This is a genomic window from Flaviramulus aquimarinus, from assembly GCF_039543205.1.
In the GTDB taxonomy this organism is placed as follows: domain Bacteria; phylum Bacteroidota; class Bacteroidia; order Flavobacteriales; family Flavobacteriaceae; genus Flaviramulus_B; species Flaviramulus_B aquimarinus.
In genome coordinates, this window is the sequence record NZ_BAABJH010000001.1 from 1,011,863 (window position 1) to 1,030,667 (window position 18,805).

The 18,805-nt window shown below is 33.0% G+C and carries 17 protein-coding genes; 11 read left to right on the forward strand and 6 right to left on the reverse strand.

The features are described 5' to 3' along the window. The first annotated feature begins 15 nt into the window (after positions 1 to 15). The 5 genes from ABD941_RS04760 (at position 16) to ABD941_RS04780 (ending at position 4,868) form a co-directional block, all read left to right on the forward strand. Positions 16 to 1,173, forward strand: a complete 1,158-nt coding sequence (locus ABD941_RS04760) for a 5-(carboxyamino)imidazole ribonucleotide synthase (RefSeq protein WP_345272884.1) — start codon at positions 16 to 18, stop codon at positions 1,171 to 1,173. A gap of 88 nt (positions 1,174 to 1,261) precedes the next feature. Next, on the forward strand, positions 1,262 to 1,744 hold the full coding sequence (gene purE / locus ABD941_RS04765; protein WP_345272885.1) for a 5-(carboxyamino)imidazole ribonucleotide mutase: 483 nt from the start codon (positions 1,262 to 1,264) through the stop codon (positions 1,742 to 1,744). Between the two features lie 152 nt (positions 1,745 to 1,896). After that, positions 1,897 to 3,933, forward strand: coding sequence for a M3 family metallopeptidase (locus ABD941_RS04770; RefSeq protein ID WP_345272886.1), 2,037 nt, complete (start codon positions 1,897 to 1,899; stop codon positions 3,931 to 3,933). Between the two features lie 120 nt (positions 3,934 to 4,053). Continuing rightward, positions 4,054 to 4,605: a sigma-70 family RNA polymerase sigma factor gene (locus tag ABD941_RS04775; protein ID WP_345272887.1), complete on the forward strand. Its 552-nt coding sequence runs from the start codon at positions 4,054 to 4,056 to the stop codon at positions 4,603 to 4,605. A 2-nt stretch (positions 4,606 to 4,607) separates the two neighbouring features. After that, positions 4,608 to 4,868, forward strand: coding sequence for a hypothetical protein (locus tag ABD941_RS04780; RefSeq protein ID WP_345272888.1), 261 nt, complete (start codon positions 4,608 to 4,610; stop codon positions 4,866 to 4,868). Here the strand turns inward: ABD941_RS04780 and ABD941_RS04785 are convergent. Beyond that, entirely contained in the window at positions 4,851 to 5,684 is an 834-nt protein-coding gene (locus ABD941_RS04785) for a UbiA prenyltransferase family protein (RefSeq protein WP_345272889.1), read from the reverse strand. The genes ABD941_RS04780 and ABD941_RS04785 overlap by 18 nt on opposite strands. A gap of 133 nt (positions 5,685 to 5,817) precedes the next feature. Here ABD941_RS04785 and gcvP point away from each other — a divergent pair, with 133 nt between their 5' ends. From gcvP to ABD941_RS04805, 4 genes are all read left to right on the forward strand, one after another. Then, the gene (gene gcvP / locus ABD941_RS04790; protein ID WP_345272890.1) at positions 5,818 to 8,667 is read left to right on the forward strand and encodes an aminomethyl-transferring glycine dehydrogenase; all 2,850 of its coding nucleotides are present in this window, start codon (positions 5,818 to 5,820) and stop codon (positions 8,665 to 8,667) included. A 102-nt stretch (positions 8,668 to 8,769) separates the two neighbouring features. Continuing rightward, a complete protein-coding gene (locus ABD941_RS04795) occupies positions 8,770 to 9,828 on the forward strand; it encodes a 3-oxoacyl-ACP synthase III family protein (protein ID WP_345272891.1) in 1,059 nt (352 codons plus the stop codon). A gap of 60 nt (positions 9,829 to 9,888) precedes the next feature. Then, a complete protein-coding gene (locus tag ABD941_RS04800; protein ID WP_345272892.1) occupies positions 9,889 to 10,410 on the forward strand; it encodes a methyltransferase domain-containing protein in 522 nt (173 codons plus the stop codon). Between the two features lie 24 nt (positions 10,411 to 10,434). Next, positions 10,435 to 11,286 carry a glycosyltransferase family 2 protein gene (locus ABD941_RS04805; RefSeq protein WP_345272893.1) on the forward strand — a complete coding sequence of 284 codons (852 nt, stop codon included), beginning with the start codon at positions 10,435 to 10,437 and terminating at the stop codon, positions 11,284 to 11,286. 59 nt (positions 11,287 to 11,345) lie between these two features. On the opposite strand, the gene ABD941_RS04810 is transcribed toward ABD941_RS04805, so the two are convergent. After that, positions 11,346 to 12,155: a DNA/RNA non-specific endonuclease gene (locus ABD941_RS04810; protein ID WP_345272894.1), complete on the reverse strand. Its 810-nt coding sequence runs from the start codon at positions 12,153 to 12,155 to the stop codon at positions 11,346 to 11,348. Continuing rightward, complete coding sequence (pafA, locus tag ABD941_RS04815; RefSeq protein WP_345272895.1) at positions 12,152 to 13,840, reverse strand: alkaline phosphatase PafA; 1,689 nt, start codon at positions 13,838 to 13,840, stop codon at positions 12,152 to 12,154. Before pafA ends, ABD941_RS04810 begins: the two co-directional genes overlap by 4 nt. Positions 13,841 to 13,949: 109 nt before the next feature. Between pafA and ABD941_RS04820 the strand changes: the two genes are divergently transcribed. Both ABD941_RS04820 and ABD941_RS04825 read left to right on the forward strand, forming a co-directional pair. Beyond that, positions 13,950 to 14,687, forward strand: coding sequence for an MlaE family ABC transporter permease (locus ABD941_RS04820; RefSeq protein WP_345272896.1), 738 nt, complete (start codon positions 13,950 to 13,952; stop codon positions 14,685 to 14,687). Next, positions 14,687 to 15,454: an ABC transporter ATP-binding protein gene (locus tag ABD941_RS04825; protein WP_345272897.1), complete on the forward strand. Its 768-nt coding sequence runs from the start codon at positions 14,687 to 14,689 to the stop codon at positions 15,452 to 15,454. Before ABD941_RS04820 ends, ABD941_RS04825 begins: the two co-directional genes overlap by 1 nt. Here ABD941_RS04825 and ABD941_RS04830 read toward each other — a convergent pair. From ABD941_RS04830 to ABD941_RS04840, 3 genes are all read right to left on the reverse strand, one after another. Continuing rightward, positions 15,451 to 16,917 carry a DUF389 domain-containing protein gene (locus ABD941_RS04830; protein ID WP_345272898.1) on the reverse strand — a complete coding sequence of 489 codons (1,467 nt, stop codon included), beginning with the start codon at positions 16,915 to 16,917 and terminating at the stop codon, positions 15,451 to 15,453. The two genes, ABD941_RS04825 and ABD941_RS04830, sit on opposite strands and share 4 nt — an antisense overlap. A gap of 63 nt (positions 16,918 to 16,980) precedes the next feature. Further along, positions 16,981 to 18,060 (reverse strand): mannose-1-phosphate guanylyltransferase, encoded by a 1,080-nt coding sequence (locus tag ABD941_RS04835; protein WP_345272899.1) that lies wholly within the window; start codon positions 18,058 to 18,060, stop codon positions 16,981 to 16,983. Between the two features lie 49 nt (positions 18,061 to 18,109). Beyond that, the gene (locus tag ABD941_RS04840) at positions 18,110 to 18,709 is read right to left on the reverse strand and encodes a SprT-like domain-containing protein (protein WP_345272900.1); all 600 of its coding nucleotides are present in this window, start codon (positions 18,707 to 18,709) and stop codon (positions 18,110 to 18,112) included. Positions 18,710 to 18,805 lie beyond the last annotated feature (96 nt).

Sequence of the window (18,805 nt, forward strand, 5' to 3'; positions counted from 1 at the left end):
TTTCAGTAAAAAAACATGGCAAATTACTTTTCTTCAAAATTTAAACTCGGTATCCTTGGTGGTGGACAACTGGGCAAAATGTTGCTTTACAACACCAGAAAATTTGATATCTATACTTGCGTATTAGAAATAAGTAACGATGCGCCTTGTAAAATTGCCAGTGATGAGTTTCATTTGGGAGATTTAATGAATTATGATGCTGTTTACAATTTTGGAAAACAAGTCGATATACTTACCATTGAAATTGAAAATGTAAATGTTGATGCTCTGGAAACTCTCGAAAAAGAAGGTATCAAAGTGTATCCTAGTTCGAAAACATTACGTACTATTCAAAATAAAGCGAAACAAAAATTGTTTTATGTTGACAAAGGTTTACCAACAGCACCCTTTTCACGTTTTGCATATACCTCTGAAATTAAAGATGCCATAAATCACGGTGGTATAACATTGCCTTTTGTTTGGAAATGTGCACAATTTGGCTACGATGGCACAGGCGTGAAAATTGTAAAATCTATTACAGATTTAGAGGGACTTCCAAATGTAGAATGTATAACGGAAAATTTGGTTCCTTTTAAAAATGAATTAGCTGTTATAGTAGCTAGGAATCCATCTGGCGAAACCAAAACCTATCCTGTTGTAGAAATGGAGTTTCATCCTGAAGCCAACCAAGTGGAATATGTAATCTGCCCGGCTAGAATTAATGATACTATTGCAGAAAAAGCAAAAGATATAGCTTTAAGAACATCTAAAGCTTTTAATCACGTAGGTCTATTGGCTGTTGAAATGTTTCAAACACAAGACGATACCATTCTAATAAATGAAGTTGCCCCAAGACCTCATAACTCAGGTCACCAAACTATTGAAGCCAGTTATACTTCGCAATTTGAACAACACATTAGAGCCATTTTAGATTTACCTTTAGGAAGAACGGATAGCAAAGTTGGTGGTGTGATGGTAAATTTGGTTGGGGCTGAAGGACATACGGGTCATGTCGTTTATAAAAATATTGAAGCCATAATGAAAATGGATGGTGTAACACCACATATTTATGGTAAAAAGCAAACGAGACCGTTTCGTAAAATGGGGCATGTAACTATTGTGAATGAAGATTTAAACGAAGCCAGAAAAGTTGCCGAACAAGTAAAAAAGACGATTAAGGTCATAAGTGAATGAATCAAAAAAAATAAGTACCAAATTCCATCTTCTAAAGAGAATGATTGTTAGTTTTATTTGGTTATTGGAATTTTAAATTTGGAATTTTATGAATAAAGTAGGAATCATTATGGGAAGCAAAAGCGACCTGCCAGTTATGCAAGATGCTATAGACATCTTAAAAGGATTTGATATTCAAGTTGAAGTTGACATTGTTTCGGCTCACAGAACACCAGAAAAATTGTTTGATTATGGTAAAAACGCACATAAAAGAGGTTTTTCAGTTGTAATTGCTGGTGCTGGTGGTGCTGCACATTTACCAGGCATGATAGCTTCTTTGTCACCACTTCCAGTCATAGGCGTCCCTGTAAAAAGTAGTAACTCTATTGATGGTTGGGATTCTGTATTATCTATTTTACAGATGCCAGGAGGTGTCCCTGTAGCAACTGTTGCTCTAAATGGAGCAAAAAATGCTGGTATTTTAGCGGCACAAATTATCGGCTCTAACGACAAATGTGTGCTTGACAAAATAGTTACTTATAAAGAAGGCCTGAAAATTAAAGTAAACGAATCCGCTAAAGATTTACAGTAAAAATAAAAAAGCCCCGAAGAATATTCAGGGCTTTTAGCTATTAACAAATAATTCTTATGAGTTAGTCACTCTTAATATTATTTGCAGCAAAAATATAAAAACTTTACTATGCATGCATAGTAAAGTGAAATTTTAACATATTATTTAATAAAATGATAAAAAAATCATTAATTACTCCATTTAGCACGAAGTATAATACCGCTCCTTTCTCAAAAATTGAAAACAAAGATTTTCTTCCAACTTTTAAGCAAGCCATAGAAGAAGCAAAAACTGAGATTGATTCCATTACAGATAATCCTGATGAACCTACTTTTGAAAACACTATTGAATCATTAGATTTTTCTGGTGAACAATTAGATAGAATTTCAAGTATTTTCTTTAATTTAAATTCTGCTGAGACCAACGAAACAATACAGAAAATAGCCCAAGATATATCGCCTTTATTATCAGAATTCAGTAATGATATTACCTTAAATGAAGCCTTATTTAAACGTATAAAAACGGTTTACAATTCTAAAATTCAACTCGACTTAACAACAGAACAACAAACCCTTTTAGATAAAAAATATAAAAGCTTTTCAAGAAATGGCGCAAACTTATCTGAAGACAAAAAACTTAAACTTCGAGAAATTGATAAACAGTTAAGCCAGTTAAAATTAAAATTTGGTGAAAACGTATTAGCAGAAACCAACAAATTTGAAATGCTAATTACAGATGAAAATGATTTATCAGGTCTTCCCGATGGTGCAAAAGAAGCTGCAAAACAATTAGCGGAATCAAAAGATAAAAAAGGTTGGTTATTTACTTTGGATTACCCAAGCTATATACCATTTGTAACATACGCTGATAATAGAGAACTGCGAAAAAAAATAACATTAGCAGCAGGAAGTAAAGCCTTTAAAAATGATGATTTAGATAACCAAGACCATGTATTGCAAATTACTAAATTAAGGCATAAACGCGCCAATCTTTTAGGTTATAAAACACATGCCCATTTTGTTTTAGAAGAACGCATGGCTGAAACACCAGAAACTGTTCTAAAGTTTTCAAACGAATTGTTAGAAAAAGCCAAACCCGCAGCAGAACGTGAATTCAAAAACCTAGAAAATTTCGCTAAAACGCTAGACAGTATTGATAGACTAGAAAAATGGGATGGCTCCTATTATTCAGAAAAACTAAAGCAAAAATTGTTTAATTTGAATGATGAACTTTTAAAACCATATTTCAAATTAGAAAACGTTATTAATGGAGCCTTTACAGTAGCTAATAAATTATTCGATTTAAACTTTGAAGAGATTAATGATATTGATACCTATCATGAAGATGTTTTAACATACAAAGTCACAGATACTAATGGTGATTTGGTTTCGATATTCTATACAGACTTTTTTCCTAGATCAGGGAAGCGTAATGGTGCGTGGATGACTTCTTTTAAACCTCAGTACATAAAAGATGGAGAAAATAGCAGACCACACATTTCCATTGTTTGCAACTTTACTAAACCTACAAAAAGCAAACCATCACTATTAACATTTAACGAGGTAACGACTTTATTTCATGAATTTGGCCATGCGCTTCATGGCATGTTAGCCAATACCACCTACCCGAGTTTATCTGGCACAAGCGTGTATTGGGATTTTGTAGAGTTACCAAGTCAGATTTTAGAAAACTGGTGCTACGAAAAAGAAGCTTTAGAATTATTTGCAACACATTATGAAACTGACGAAGTAATTCCGATGGATTTAGTCAAAAAAATAAAAGAATCAGCTACATTTCATGAAGGTATGCAGACCTTACGCCAATTAAGTTTTGGGTTATTGGATATGAGCTGGCATGGACAAGATCCAACCAACATAAAAGATGTAAAAGCTTTTGAATCTGAAATTTTCAAAAACACAGTATTATATCCTGAAACCAAAGAAACTTGTATGAGTACGGCGTTTTCGCATATTTTCCAAGGCGGATATTCATCAGGTTATTACAGTTACAAATGGGCTGAAGTTTTAGATGCTGATGCTTTTGAGTATTTTAAAGAAGCTGGCATTTTCAACAAAACAGTTGCTAATAAATTTAAAGACCATGTATTATCTCAAGGTGGTACAGAAAACCCAATGACCCTTTATAAACGCTTTAGAGGTCATGAACCTAAACCTGAAGCTTTGTTGAAACGGGCGGGGTTATTGAAATAAACATGGAATATTTAAATTATTGTATACTAGATCATAAAGCCTAAACATATGATTTATTAAACTATATAAAATTCATTTTTTTAGCTTATTTTTGGAATTCAAAAAAATTATTGCTCAATAATGCCAAACCATCAAATTAATCCCAATAAGTGGATCGATTTATATTCAGATTATTTATTTAATTACACCATTTCGCGTGTAAGCGATAGAGAGATTGCACAAGATTTGGTTCAAGATACCTTTTTGGCTGGTTTAAAATCAATGAAAAACTTTAAAGGAGAAGCCAGCGAACGCACATGGCTAATTTCTATTTTAAAGCGAAAAATCATAGACCACTACCGAAAAATAAATTCAAAAAAAGGAAAAGCTGAAGTTAGAATAAACTACAATGACTCTGAAAGCGAAGGCGATTGGCTTGAAGAACGCGTTGCCGATCCTTTTGATAAGAATGCAGAGGATACCTTACAGAATAATGAACTTGCCGACGCCATACATAACTGCTTAGAGAAATTACCACAAAAACAGGCTGATGTTTTTAAAATGAAAACCATACTTGGCCATGAAACTGAAGTAATTTGTAATGAACTAAATATTACAGCGTCTAACCTTTGGGTAATCATTCATAGAGCACGTACAGCTATGGCAGATTGCCTAAAAGAAAATTGGTTTTAATTATGAGTACAAAAATAAAGGTTACAATGCCTTGCGATGAAGCAAATCATGTTTGTGATAAAACACAATATAAAGAAGCCTCTTTATGGGACATGATAAAACTCAATATACATTTAATTTATTGTAGAGCCTGTAGAAAATATACTAAAAACAATACCATTTTAACTAAAAAGATAAAGGACTCTAAAGTTGAATGTTTAGATAAAGACTGTAAAGAATCGATGAAAAAAGATTTTGATAAAGTTTTAAGCGAATATCAGTAATAAAATTAGCCATAAAATTGGCAATCCCTCTACCCATAACGAACTGTAGTAATGTCCTTGTTTGATTTTTGAAAATACCAAGAATAAAAGCGTAACTACTGCTACAGAACCTAACACAAGAATGTTTTCAAAATAAATATCGTCTTTAAAGCATTCTAAAAATAAAAATATAGCCAATAATAACACGCCTATCATTTTTGTTAACCTTACCCCTATATTTTGTGGAATTGTAGAAAGTTTTAAACTATCATATTGCAAATCCCTGATTTCAAATGGAAGCATCAAAACTAATATAAAAACATAGCGTTGTATACCCGTTATAATAACATTTATGTCTATTAAATGATTATTGTTTATCAATGGGATAAAAACAGTAACACCAGCCCAAACCAAAGCAATTAAATAGATTTTAAGTCCGCCAATACTTCTTAAATTATGCTGCTTATCTAAAAACAAACTTTTAGGCAAAAAAGGAATAGCATATAAAAAGGTAATAACTCCAAAACCTGCAATGTAAAATAAGGTAGTTTTATTTAATTGAAATGCATAATAACACATTAAAACAAAACTAATAAACGAAAATACTTGGATAGCCTTTAACCAATTTGCCAAGCTTCTATGATGAAATTTTGCAATTCCAAAATACTTCACAAAATTATAGCCCGTAATAGACGCATAAAACACAAAATATAAAATGCTTTCATTATACTCCAAACCGAATTCCAACAAAGTAATCCATGTTAATGAATACACAGCTAAAGCAACATGAATGCTACTGTTTATATAAAAATTTAAAAGCTGTTTTATAAACTTCATAAAACAAAAATAACCATACCAATTGTATTAGTGTTGATAACGTATTGGAATAGTTAAGAACTTTCCGTTTTACACAATAAAATGCATCAAATATTGCTTATTTTTGCGAATTATTTAATCAATTTTATTGTTAATGAACACAAACGCTTTTGCATTGCGTCATATTGGCCCTAGAGAAGACGATCAAAAACTCATGTTAAAAACTATTGGAGCTGATTCTTTAGACCAATTAATTTACGAGACTATACCGGATGATATTCGTTTAAAAAACGGTTTAAATTTAGATGACCCCATGACAGAACATGAATATTTACTTCATATTCATGAGTTGTCTAAAAAAAACAAAGCATATAAAACATACATAGGACTAGGATACCACCCAACTATTTTACCAGCAGTTATTCAGCGTAATATTTTAGAAAATCCAGGTTGGTATACAGCTTACACACCATATCAAGCCGAAATTGCTCAAGGAAGATTAGAAGCCCTTTTAAATTTTCAAACCATGGTTATAGACCTAACGGGTATGGAAATTGCAAATGCCTCCTTACTTGATGAAAGTACAGCTGCTGCCGAAGCTATGAGCTTATTATTTGCAGTTAGAGAGCGTGCTCAGAAAAAAGCAGGAATCAATAAATTTTTTGTTTCCGAAAATATCTTACCCCAAACCCTATCGTTGTTACAAACAAGAGCTACTCCTATAGGTATTGAGTTGGTTATTGGTAATGAAGAAACTTTCGACGTCTCTTCAGAATTTTTCGGAGCCATATTACAATACCCAGGAAAAGATGGTCAGATAACAGATATTAAAACGTTTATAGCAAAAGCAAACGAGGCACAAATTAAGGTTGCTGTTGCTGCAGATATCCTTAGTTTAATAAAGCTGGAAGCTCCTGGAAAATTTGGAGCAGATGTAGTTGTAGGCACCACACAACGTTTTGGAATCCCTATGGGTTATGGTGGTCCACATGCTGCATTTTTTGCCACAAAAAAAGCGTATAAACGCGATTTACCAGGTCGTATTATTGGAGTTACAAAAGATGCAAATGGTAACAGAGCATTACGCATGGCATTACAAACCCGTGAGCAACATATAAAACGAGATAAAGCCACTTCCAATATATGTACAGCACAGGTGCTTTTAGCTGTTATGGCTAGTATGTACGGTGTTTACCATGGCCCTAAAGGTTTAAAATTTATTGCCGATAAAGTCCACAACAAAACATCAAGTCTAGCTTTTACTTTAGGAAAATTAGGCTACAAACAAGTAAACACCTCTTATTTTGATACCATTCAAATTAAAACAAAAGCTAAAAAAATAAAGAAAATAGCAACTGAAAAAAAGGTGAATTTGTTTTATCCAGATTCTGAAACCGTAATAATTTCAATAAACGAAACTACTGCTATTCGAGATATTAATTATTTGATTTCTGTTTTTGCAGAAGCCGCTAAGAAAGAAACGATTGTTATCTCATCAATTGAAAAAGCAAATAATATTTCAGAAACTGTGCAGCGGCATTCAGAATTCTTAACAGAACCTGTGTTTAACACCTATCATTCTGAAACCGAATTAATGCGTTACATAAAATCTTTAGAACACAAAGATTTAGCATTAAACCATTCCATGATTTCTTTAGGGTCTTGTACCATGAAACTAAATGCAGCAGCTGAAATGCTGCCCTTAAGTTGGTTTAAATGGGGTAATATCCATCCTTTTGCACCTTTAAAACAAGCCAAAGGATATATAACTGTTTTAAAAGAATTGGAAGACCAATTAACTGAAATAACTGGATTTGCTGCCACATCTTTACAACCAAATTCTGGAGCCCAAGGCGAGTTTGCAGGATTGATGGTTATAAAAGCCTACCACGAATCCCGTGGTGACCATCATAGGAATATTTGTTTAATACCATCTTCAGCACATGGTACCAATCCAGCAAGTGCCGTTATGGCAGGCATGAAAGTGGTTGTTACAAAGTCTACTGCAGAAGGGAATATTGATGTAGATGATTTACGCGAAAAAGCAGAATTACATAAGGACAACCTAGCCGCATTAATGGTTACATACCCATCAACCCACGGTGTTTATGAATCTGCTATTAAAGAAATTACACAACATATCCATGATAATGGCGGACAAGTCTACATGGATGGTGCGAACATGAATGCACAAGTTGGATTAACCAATCCAGGAAATATTGGTGCAGATGTATGTCACCTAAACTTACACAAAACCTTTGCTATTCCTCACGGTGGTGGTGGCCCTGGCGTTGGCCCTATTTGCGTAGCAAAACAACTCGTGCCGTTTTTACCCGGAAACCCAATCATTAAAACTGGCGGGAAAAAGGCAATTACAGCAATTTCTGCAGCACCTTTTGGTTCTGCCTTAGCCTGTTTAATATCTTATGGTTATATAAAAATGCTAGGTGCTGAAGGTTTAACAGCATCTACCAAAATCGCTATTTTAAATGCAAATTATATAAAACACCGTTTACAGGGTAGTTTTGACACCTTATATTCTGGTGAACGCGGTAGAGCAGCTCATGAAATGATTGTAGATTGCAGACCATTTAAAGCAAATGGTATAGAAGTTACTGATATTGCGAAAAGATTGATGGACTATGGTTTTCATGCACCAACTGTATCTTTTCCAGTTGCAGGAACCTTAATGATTGAGCCTACAGAAAGTGAAAGTAAAGCTGAAATTGACAGGTTTTGCGATGCCATGATTTCCATTAAAAAAGAAATTGATAGTGTTACAAAAGAGGATAATAACAACGTTTTAAAGAATGCACCACATACTTTAAACATGATTACTACTGATGAATGGTATTTTCCATACACTCGTGAAGAAGCTGCTTTTCCATTAAACTACATAAGGGATAATAAGTTTTGGCCAAGTGTTAGACGTGTTGATGATGCTTATGGCGACAGAAACTTAATTTGTTCTTGCATACCTATTGAAGCCTATGTAGAAGCATAAATAGTACTTTGAACATCGTAAATTAAAACAAAAACAACAGATGCCTTTAATTGAAAGTATTTATATTGCTAAAAGCTTAATTAATTAAAGTCATTTTTGTTTATGAATATTAAAATTACTGGTACAGGAAGTTATATTCCAGCTAATATTGAAAAAAACGAAGACTTTCATAATCATGAGTTTTTAAACAGTGATGGTTCAGCTATAAATGCACCTAACGAAGTTATTGTTAAAAAATTTAAGGCCATTACTGGTATTGATGAACGTCGTTATGCAAAAAATCATTTAAACACCTCTGATATTGGTTCTTTTGCTGCTGAAAAAGCTATTGATAATGCTAAAATTAACCGTGAAGATTTAGATTATATTATTGTTGCTCATAATTACGGTGACATTAGACATGATAGTATTCAAAGTGATACCGTACCCAGTATAGCATCAAGAGTCAAACATCTGCTTAGGATTGAAAACCCAAAATGTGTAGCTTATGATTTACTTTTTGGTTGCCCTGGTTGGGTCGAAGGAGTTATACAAGCCAATGCATTTATAAAAGCAGGTATTGCAAAAAAATGTTTGGTCATTGGAGCAGAAACCTTGTCTCGTTTGCTTGACCCTTATGATAGAGATTCCATGATTTACAGTGATGGTGCTGGAGCAGTGATTTTAGAAGCCACAACTGATGAGGGCGGTATTATAACACATAACTCAGCAACTTTTGCGCTAGATGAAGCCCACTTTATATATTTTGGAGAAACTAATAACCAAGATTCTAAAGACGACCGCCGATACATAAAAATGTATGGACGAAAAATTTATGAATTTGCTCTAACCAATGTTCCTCTAGCCATGAAATCATGTCTAGACAAAAGTGGTATTTCTATAAATGAAGTTAAGAAAATACTCATTCATCAAGCCAACGAAAAAATGGACGAAGCTATCATAAAGCGTTTTTATGAGCTTTATGATATGGACATGCCAGAAGGCATCATGCCCATGACTATAGGTAAACTAGGTAATTCTAGTGTAGCAACTGTTCCAACTTTATATGATTCTATTTTAAACGGTTCTCTGGAAAATCAAGAAATCAATAAAGGCGATGTTATTATTTTTGCTAGCGTTGGTGCTGGTATGAATATTAATGCTATTGTTTATAAGCAGTAATATATCTAATGATTATTTGAGATTTCCGTTTTCACGGAAATAATAAAACAAAATTATTTAATGTACGAAAAAACGTTTCCAAATAAGCGCTTTAAGCATACCATTCAATTTTTACAAAAGCATATTCCTAGTTCTAAAACTATTTTAGATTTAGGTGTGGTAAATCCATTTACTAAAATCATGCAAGAACATGGTTATAGAGTAGAGAACACTAAAGGTGAAGATTTAGATTTAGACACATCATTTATTGAAAACTCTAAAGCAGATGTAATCACAGCCTTTGAAATTTTCGAACATTTACTCTCTCCTTTTACCATTCTTCAATCTATAAAATCAAATAAATTAGTAGCAAGTGTCCCTCTAAAACTATGGTTTTCTTCAGCTTACAGAAGTAAAACTGATATGTTAGATAGGCATTATCACGAATTTGAAGATTGGCAGTTTGATTGGCTATTAGAAAAAGCGGGATGGAAAATTATTGATAGACAAAAATGGACTAACCCAACAAAAAAAATTGGTATCCGACCAATTTTAAGATGGTTTACACCTAGATATTACATTGTTTATGCCGAAAGAGTTTAACTTTACGTTTTAAACTTAAATACGTTGAACTTCTACATCATTATTCCGGCTCATAACGAAACATCTTCCATTGGACTCACTTTAAGTTCTTTGGCAAATCAAACACTTTTACCAAAACGTGTCGTAGTAGTTAATGATAATTCCACAGACAACACACAAGATATTGTTGAAGGTTATGCCGAAAAACATTCATTTATAACCTTAATAAATTCAAAATCTTCAAATGAGCATTTACCAGGTTCAAAAATCATTAATGCATTTTATAAAGGCTACGAAACTTTAGACAATAATTATGATGTGATTTGTAAGTTTGATGCCGATTTAATTTTCCCTTATAATTACTTGGAACAATTAGCTGCTCATTTTAAAAGTAATGAAAAACTGGGTATAGCATCTGGGTTTTGTTACATTGAAAAAAACAAGACTTGGGCATTAGAAAGCCTAACACGAAAAGACCATATTCGAGGTGCTTTAAAAGCATACAAAAAAGAATGCTTTCTTGAAATTGGAAAACTAAAACCATCTATGGGATGGGACACCGTTGATGAATTACTCGCCAAATACTATGGCTGGGAGTTGTTAACTGACAAGTCTTTACACGTTAAACATTTAAAACCAACAGGTATTAGTTATAATAAAGCTTCTAAATACTTACAAGGAGAAGCCATGTATAAAATGCGCTATGGTTTTTTTATCACTCTTATTTCGGCATTAAAACTGGCTTATAAAAAACGAAGTTTTTTGTTGTTTAAAGATTATTTAGTGGGTTATTTTAAAGCAAAGAAAGAAAAAATCGAATTTCTAGTTTCTGAAGATGAAGGTGAGTTTATTAGAAATTTACGTTGGAAAGGCATCATGAATAAATTCCAAAAATGAAAGATCCCAAATTCCAAAATGCGGTAAATAATATTAAAATTCAGAATAACTCAAAATCATCAATTAAAACTCCAGCCTTTATAACTGCTTGATGCCTCTAATTTATTTTCGATAGTATCATCCAATTCCGGAAAAAAATCAATTCCTGTTAATGCTTCTATTTTATCTACAGAAACCACAAACTCATATAATGGCTTATTAGAATTTTGATGAGGGATTAAAAACGCAATCACTTTTGTTTTTCCAGTATTATTATCAATCAGGACTTTATAAAACTGATTGGGCACTGACACATCTTCATCACCAATGGCTTTCATACTCCCTTTTAAAACACCTCCTGTTACTACAAAAACACCATCGTATTTTCTTGCCCAATAACGCACTTTTTGCTCTAAGGTATTCCAAATACCAGAATTAAATTGATGCTCTTGTGGACTTATATTGCTAGTCAAAAATGTTTCATCATGAGCAGATTTACTATAGCGTCTGTCGCCTGCTGGACAAAGGTGTCCTCGATCATAACCCGATTTTTTATAATTACGCCAATGGGCTGCACCGGTTTTTACTGTCTTATCAATATCAAAATAAGGACGTTTATGATTGGTGCTTGATAGATGTGATATCTTTAATTCGTAAGCCACCCACTCGGCTTGTTCGTGCGTTTCATTATAAGATAATGAATAACCTTCATGATGTATAATTTGCCCTGTTGTACTTGTTGGCAAAAAATATTCATTAGTGTTTGTTTTAGCAACACGTCCTTTAGTGACAATTTCAGCTTTTTCTTCTTCGCTTAAAAAATGTTCATAAGCATAAACACCTAAAACAATAATTATAGCAATAACTGAATATAATGTACGTTTATTCATTCCTTAAAAACAAATTCTAAAGGCTCCCCAATGGCACCGTTAGGAAAACTAATTCCTAAAAGTGCAGACATGGTTGGTGCAATATCTGTTATATCAGTTTTATTATATGTTTGCCCGTGTTTGATGCCTTTACCAAAAAACAAAAGTGGCACATGGGTATCATAGCTTAATCCAGAATGATGGTCAGTACCTGTTCTGTTCCAAGGGGTGTCTTTAAATACAGATGGATTAAAAACAAACAAAATATCGCCTGATCGTTTTTGATTATGCCCATTGGCCAATAGTATTTCCAAATAACCACTACCTGATGGATTTACAAATTGATTTATTTCAGAAGTCACATAAACCTTATCTATTAATTTATACTGAAGTAATTGAAGTGCAATAGCTTCTTTTATCATTTTAAGGTCTATTTGGTTCTTATTAACTTTATCATGATCTAGAAATATTTGATTATTTATTCTACTTAGAACTAAATTCAACACTCCATATTTTTTAAAAAGAAACTCATTTAATTCCGTTTTCATCACTGAAAGATCAAAGAAGCCCGCTGGTATTTTTTTAGATTGCAAATATCCTGGTGTATAAGGAGCACCATGATCTGCCGTTAAAAAGACAGTATATTCGCCATGTCCAACTTTTTCATCTAAAGCATCAAAAATCCTTTTTAAATCTAAATCTAATCTCAAATAAGTATCTTGGGTTTCAATGGCATTAACACCAAAATTATGACCTACTTTATCTGTACTGGAAAAACTTAATGTAAGTACATCTGTAAAATCGTCCATTCCCAATTGCTCACCTTCAATAGCTGCTAAAGCAAAATCAGTTATTAAACTATTTCCATAAGGTGATTCGGCAATAATATTATAATTATCGTTTTCATCTTTCAACACCTCCAAATCATAAGGAAAGGTTGGTGTATCTTTCCCTTTAAATCCACCTTCAAACGCATTTAAATCTGGGCCACTTTCAGTATAAGAATCTATATTATATAAGGTGTTCCAAGGCTTAAAATAAGATTCTGCAATATCTGAATTATTAAAACTCTTAACCCATTTAGGTAAATTATTCATATAAAAAGAGCTCGAAATCCAATTTCCATTTCCCCCATGTTCATAATCCAACCAATAGGCACCGTTTGCTGTATGACCAGCTGGTAAAATAGCGCCACGATGCTTTAAAGAAATACCTATTGTTTTGCCTTTCATTTGAGTAAATAGTCTGTTTTCATCTGCAAATGTTGTAGTCAATAAGCGATGGGGTGATTTTTTTCCATCTTTACTGTCTGTGCCAATAGGGGCAACTGTATTATCTTCAACACAATTCACCTTACGTTTTATACCTTTATCAAACCAATCGTTTCCTATAATACCATGATACTTTGGTGTTGTTCCGGTAAAAATAGACGCATGACCAGGCCCCGTTTTAGTTGGGATATAATTAAAATGGGTGTTCCTGCAATTATAACCTTCATTAACCATCCGCTTAAATCCTCCTTCTCCATATTTAGAGTAAAATCGTGTTAAATAATCGTAACGCATTTGATCGATAACAATTCCAACGATCAACTTAGGCTTAGCTATGTTATTATTAGCTTGCTTTAGTTCATAAGAATTGTCCTGAGCTTTACAAGAAAAGGCAGAAATAACAACCAACACTATAATCAGTATATTTTTTATCATAATTTGATTTTATTGAGCCTTCAAAAATAAACATTTTAAAGCATCATAATTTGAATTTAAAGTTAAATTGGCATAACTTTTTTTTACTTTAGCGGGTATAAATTTGAATATGACTTACCTGCATAATATTGGTGCTTATTTTATGATGATTGCTGAAATGTTTCGCAAGCCCACTAAGTGGAGCGTAATGAAGCAACTCATCCTTAAAGATATTGATGACTTAGTTATTGGTTCTCTTGGTATTGTGGCTTTTATTGCTTTTTTTGTTGGTGGTGTTGTTACTATTCAAACGGCTTTAAATATAGACAATCCATTAATCCCTAAATACTTAGTAGGATTTGCTACAAGACAATCTATTGTTTTAGAGTTTGCACCAACATTTATATCGATAATCATGGCCGGTAAAGTAGGGTCTTTTATAACCTCTAGTATAGGTACCATGCGTGTTACCGAGCAAATTGATGCTTTAGAAGTGATGGGCATAAACTCATTAAACTACCTTGTTTTCCCTAAGTTTATTGCGCTCATGCTTTATCCTTTTGTTATTTCTATTGCTATGTTTTTAGGTATACTCGGTGGTATGGCTGCCTGTGTTTATGGCGGTTTTAGCTCGCTTGAAGATTATATAGTCGGTATTCAAACCGATTTTATACCATTTCATATTACTTATGCTTTTATAAAAACCTTTGTTTTTGCTTTTATTTTAGCAACCATTCCATCTTTTCATGGCTATTATATGAAAGGTGGCGCTCTTGAAGTTGGTAAAGCTAGTACTACTTCGTTTGTTTGGACCAGTGTTGTCATTATTCTTTTAAACTATTTATTAACCCAAATGTTATTAAGCTAATGATTGAAGTTAAAAATTTACACAAATCGTTTGGGGATGCTCATATTTTAAAGGGGATAAGTACAACTTTTGAAAAAGGAAAAACTAATCTTATTATTGGGCAAAGTGGATCTGGAAAAACAGTATTCTTGAAATGTTTATTGGGTTTATTTGATTATGAAGAGGGTAGTATTTCTTATGATGGACAAATATTTTCGCAATTACCAGAAGATGATAAACGAAATTTACGTGCTGAAATGGGTATGGTCTTTCAGGGTAGTGCTTTATTTGATTCTATGACAATTGCCGAAAATGTGATGTTCCCATTACAAATGTTTACAAAACAAAGTAAAAGTGAAATGCAGGATCGTGTAGATTTTGTTTTGAAACGTGTAAACCTTGAGGGTGCACATAAAAAAATGCCAAGTGAAGCCTCTGGTGGTATGCAAAAGCGTGTTGCTATAGCCCGCGCTATTGTAAACAATCCTAAATATCTATTTTGCGACGAACCAAATTCTGGCTTAGATCCCAAAACAGCCATTGTTATTGACAATTTAATTCAAGAAATTACAGATGAGTATCAAATAATTACTGTTATTAATTCTCATGATATGAACTCCGTTATGGAAATTGGTGAAAAAATCGTGTTTTTAAAAGATGGCTTAAAAGCTTGGGAAGGCTCTAAGGAAACCATTTTCAAAACCGATAACGAGGTGGTTACGGATTTTGTTTACTCTTCAAATCTATTTAAAAAAGTACGTAAAATGTACTTGGAAGAAAACAGTTAATTCATCCTTTTAACGACCAATGTATCTAAACCAAGTTTTAGCTTTAACCACTTTTCCAATTTTTCTTTATCCTTGATTTTAACATCTTCTTTAGCCAAAGAATCTACCCATTTTACAGAGAAAACGGAAATCGTATCCATTTTAGTGAAATTTGAATTTATAACATTGGCATAAGAAAACTGCTCAATTGTTTCATAATTAATCCTTACTTCTTTAATTAGCTCATCAAAAGCGATGTAATTCTTTTCAAGTTTTGATAGTTGACTAACTTTATTTTCCAAATAAGCTATTTTTTGAGTTTGAGATAACAGATCTAAAGAGTCTCGCGTTCGCAGTTCTTCCATATACTTAAAATTATCTAAGTTTTTGGATGTATTTTGATTGACTTTTAAATCTGAGTTAGTTAAAGAACTATACCCATTCATTCTTGATTTTAAAAGTTCAATGGTTGTTTCTGGTATTTCATCTAAACCAAATGTACTTATTTCAATTAATGATGTTCCTTTTCTTTTGTATTTATATGCCGCGTTCTTTTTTAGATATTCAAAATGAGGTAATGTTTTTAATTCATTTTCAACAAAACTTTTAGCGTCTCTATTAAAGTTACTCTCATTCAACACATTAATAAAGGTCCATACGGCTGGAACCATAACCACTATAGCCAACAATGATGCAAATCTGGCTATACGTTTCCTTTTTGCAGAATTAGCGTATTTAAGCATAGGGAATCGCAACACTTTTAGCACGATAAAAGTTGCCATAGCTATAAAAATAGTATTTATTGTAAACAGGTACATCGCCCCTAAAAAATATTCCCAATTACCTTTGGCCAACCCATAACCTGCTGTACACAATGGTGGCATTAAAGCTGTGGCAATAGCAACTCCAAAAATCACTGAGGCTATGGTACCTCGTTTAGTTCGTGCAATAATTAGAGCTAGTCCGCCAAAAAAAGCAATTAAAACATCTCGAATATCTGGTTGAACCCGACCCAAAAGCTCTGAAGTATCTTCACTTAAAGGAAACAACCAAAAAAATAAAAATGCTGTTAATAAACTTAAAACGATCATTGTTGCTAAGTTTATTAATGATTTTTTGAGTGTATCAATATCATTAATAGCAATAGACATCCCTATACCCAAAATAGGCCCCATTAATGGAGAAATTAACATGGCACCAATAACAACTGCAGTTGAGTTAGCATTTAAACCAACGGAGGCGACAAATATGGAGCAAATTAAAATCCATGCCGTAGCACCTTTAAAAGGTATATCGCCTTTAATGGCTTCAATTGTAGCGTCTCTATCGGTATCGTCTCGAAAATCTAGAAGTTCACTAAAAAAAACCTTTATGCTTTTAAACAATCCCTTGGCATCTTTTTGTACCGCTTTTTTAGATTGCTCTACAGTTTCTTCTTTTTTAGCGTCTTCCTCTGAAAAATTAAACTTGTTTTCTTCACTCATAACTTAAAAAAATCCAAAATTAAACACCTAACAGTATCTAGTTAACAGCTTTGAAACAAAAATCTATCCGTATTGTTCTCCAAATTTGTCTTTAACCTGTTGGAGTGTTTTCTTTATATCTTGTTCTTTTGACTTAGGAAAGATAAGCAAAACTTCTTCTTTATCAACAATAATATAATCTTGCAGACCATCAACAACAACAATTTTATCACTTTTGGTTCGAATCATGTTCCCAGATGCGTCTTCTGCAAGGGTTCTAGAATTAACTACAGCATTACCCGATTCATCCTTATCTAATTTATCGTATAAACTCCCCCAAGTCCCTAAATCGTTCCAATCGAATTCGGCTGCTATAACATGTACATTCGTGGACTTTTCCATAATAGCATAATCCACAGATATGTTTTCTGCTTTTGGATAATTCTCTCTGATAAAATCGTCTTCTAATTCCGTATTATACGATGATATTCCTGTTTTAAATAATTCAAACAATTCTGGTTGATTATTTTGAAACGCCTTAACCACACTTTTTACACTCCACATAAAAATACCCGCATTCCACAGGAAATTTCCTTGTGCAATGAATTCTTTGGCGGTGTCATAATCTGGTTTTTCTCTAAATTGATTTACTGTCTTAATGCTTGAAGAATTTGATTTATCAAATTCAATATAACCATATCCTGTATTTGGGAAAGCGGGTTGAATGCCTAATGTCATTAAGGCATCATTATCTGAACAAAAATTAAAAGCTTGTTGAACATTTTCTGTAAAAGTTTGTTCATCCTCAATCCAGTGGTCACTAGGTGCGACAATCATAACGGCATCTGGATTTTCTTTTTGGATTTTTAATGACGCATATAGAATACAGGGTGCTGTATTGCGCATGGCGGGTTCTAAAACGACCTGTCGTTTTGTGACTTCTGGTAATTGTTCGAAAACCAAATCGTTATAACGTTCGTTCGTTAAAATGAAAATATTTTCCTTTGGAATTAAATGTGCTAAACGATTGAAGGTTTTTTGTATTAGCGTATCACCAGTTCCTAGCATATCATGAAACTGCTTTGGGAAATCTTGAGTGCTTACCGGCCAAAATCTAGACCCTACTCCTCCTGCCATTAATATGGCGTAATTATTTTTATTCATTATATTACTTTTTATTATTTAAAAGATTCCATCTTTTGAAGGGATGGAATTATAACTCCAACAATTCCACTTCTGCATTTGGATTAAACAAATATAACCTTCCTGTTTTAAGCTCAACACATTCAAAACGTTTTACACGTTTTTTTCCCATTTCAAATACTTTCCCATTATATAGTTTAAAAGCATGCCCCAAAGGTACTTCGAAAACATAAGTCTTATTATTTGGTTCGTCAAATTGCTTTAAAGCCAAGGCCAAATGTATATCTGTATCGCTGGAAGCCTTAGGACTTTTAAAATGCTTTGCTAAAAGTGGCAATAGACTAACCGGAAATATTTTTGGATTTAAAAAGGGTAACATTAGATGCTGAAATGTTCTTTTCCACTCTATACCATGAGGCTTAATTAACTTTCCGTAAACTTTATAAGCTTCAAAATGTGCAATTTCATGAATTAAAGTGATTAAAAATCGATATGTGTTTAAATTTGAGTTTATAGTTATTTGATGCTTACCATTTGGCAAACGTCTATAATCACCATGACGTGTTTTACGTTCGCTTTTAATTTTAACCGTCAGATTATCATATTCTAAAAGTTTTAAAACTTGCGAAAGTCCATTTGCTGGAATATAATCTTGAAGGTGTTCATGCATTACTGCTAAAATAGTAGATTTATTGAAAAAACCCGCTTGACTTTATCAGAAAAAAAGGATAACTTCGTCTAGTTCCTAAAAAAACGAAGTTTCTCA

Bases quoted from the DNA above. Each gene is read 5' to 3' on its own strand.
- ABD941_RS04775 (WP_345272887.1), top strand. From the start codon at position 4,054: ATGCCAAACCATCAAATTAATCCCAATAAGTGGATCGATTTATATTCA.
- ABD941_RS04810 (WP_345272894.1), bottom strand. From the start codon at position 12,155: ATGAATAAACGTACATTATATTCAGTTATTGCTATAATTATTGTTTTA.
- ABD941_RS04770 (WP_345272886.1), top strand. From the start codon at position 1,897: ATGATAAAAAAATCATTAATTACTCCATTTAGCACGAAGTATAATACC.
- gcvP (WP_345272890.1), top strand. From the start codon at position 5,818: ATGAACACAAACGCTTTTGCATTGCGTCATATTGGCCCTAGAGAAGAC.
- ABD941_RS04820 (WP_345272896.1), top strand. From the start codon at position 13,950: ATGACTTACCTGCATAATATTGGTGCTTATTTTATGATGATTGCTGAA.
- ABD941_RS04840 (WP_345272900.1), bottom strand. From the start codon at position 18,709: ATGCATGAACACCTTCAAGATTATATTCCAGCAAATGGACTTTCGCAA.
- purE (WP_345272885.1), top strand. From the start codon at position 1,262: ATGAATAAAGTAGGAATCATTATGGGAAGCAAAAGCGACCTGCCAGTT.
- pafA (WP_345272895.1), bottom strand. From the start codon at position 13,840: ATGATAAAAAATATACTGATTATAGTGTTGGTTGTTATTTCTGCCTTT.
- ABD941_RS04785 (WP_345272889.1), bottom strand. From the start codon at position 5,684: ATGAAGTTTATAAAACAGCTTTTAAATTTTTATATAAACAGTAGCATT.
- ABD941_RS04780 (WP_345272888.1), top strand. From the start codon at position 4,608: ATGAGTACAAAAATAAAGGTTACAATGCCTTGCGATGAAGCAAATCAT.
- ABD941_RS04825 (WP_345272897.1), top strand. From the start codon at position 14,687: ATGATTGAAGTTAAAAATTTACACAAATCGTTTGGGGATGCTCATATT.
- ABD941_RS04800 (WP_345272892.1), top strand. From the start codon at position 9,889: ATGTACGAAAAAACGTTTCCAAATAAGCGCTTTAAGCATACCATTCAA.
- ABD941_RS04830 (WP_345272898.1), bottom strand. From the start codon at position 16,917: ATGAGTGAAGAAAACAAGTTTAATTTTTCAGAGGAAGACGCTAAAAAA.
- ABD941_RS04835 (WP_345272899.1), bottom strand. From the start codon at position 18,060: ATGAATAAAAATAATTACGCCATATTAATGGCAGGAGGAGTAGGGTCT.
- ABD941_RS04795 (WP_345272891.1), top strand. From the start codon at position 8,770: ATGAATATTAAAATTACTGGTACAGGAAGTTATATTCCAGCTAATATT.
- ABD941_RS04760 (WP_345272884.1), top strand. From the start codon at position 16: ATGGCAAATTACTTTTCTTCAAAATTTAAACTCGGTATCCTTGGTGGT.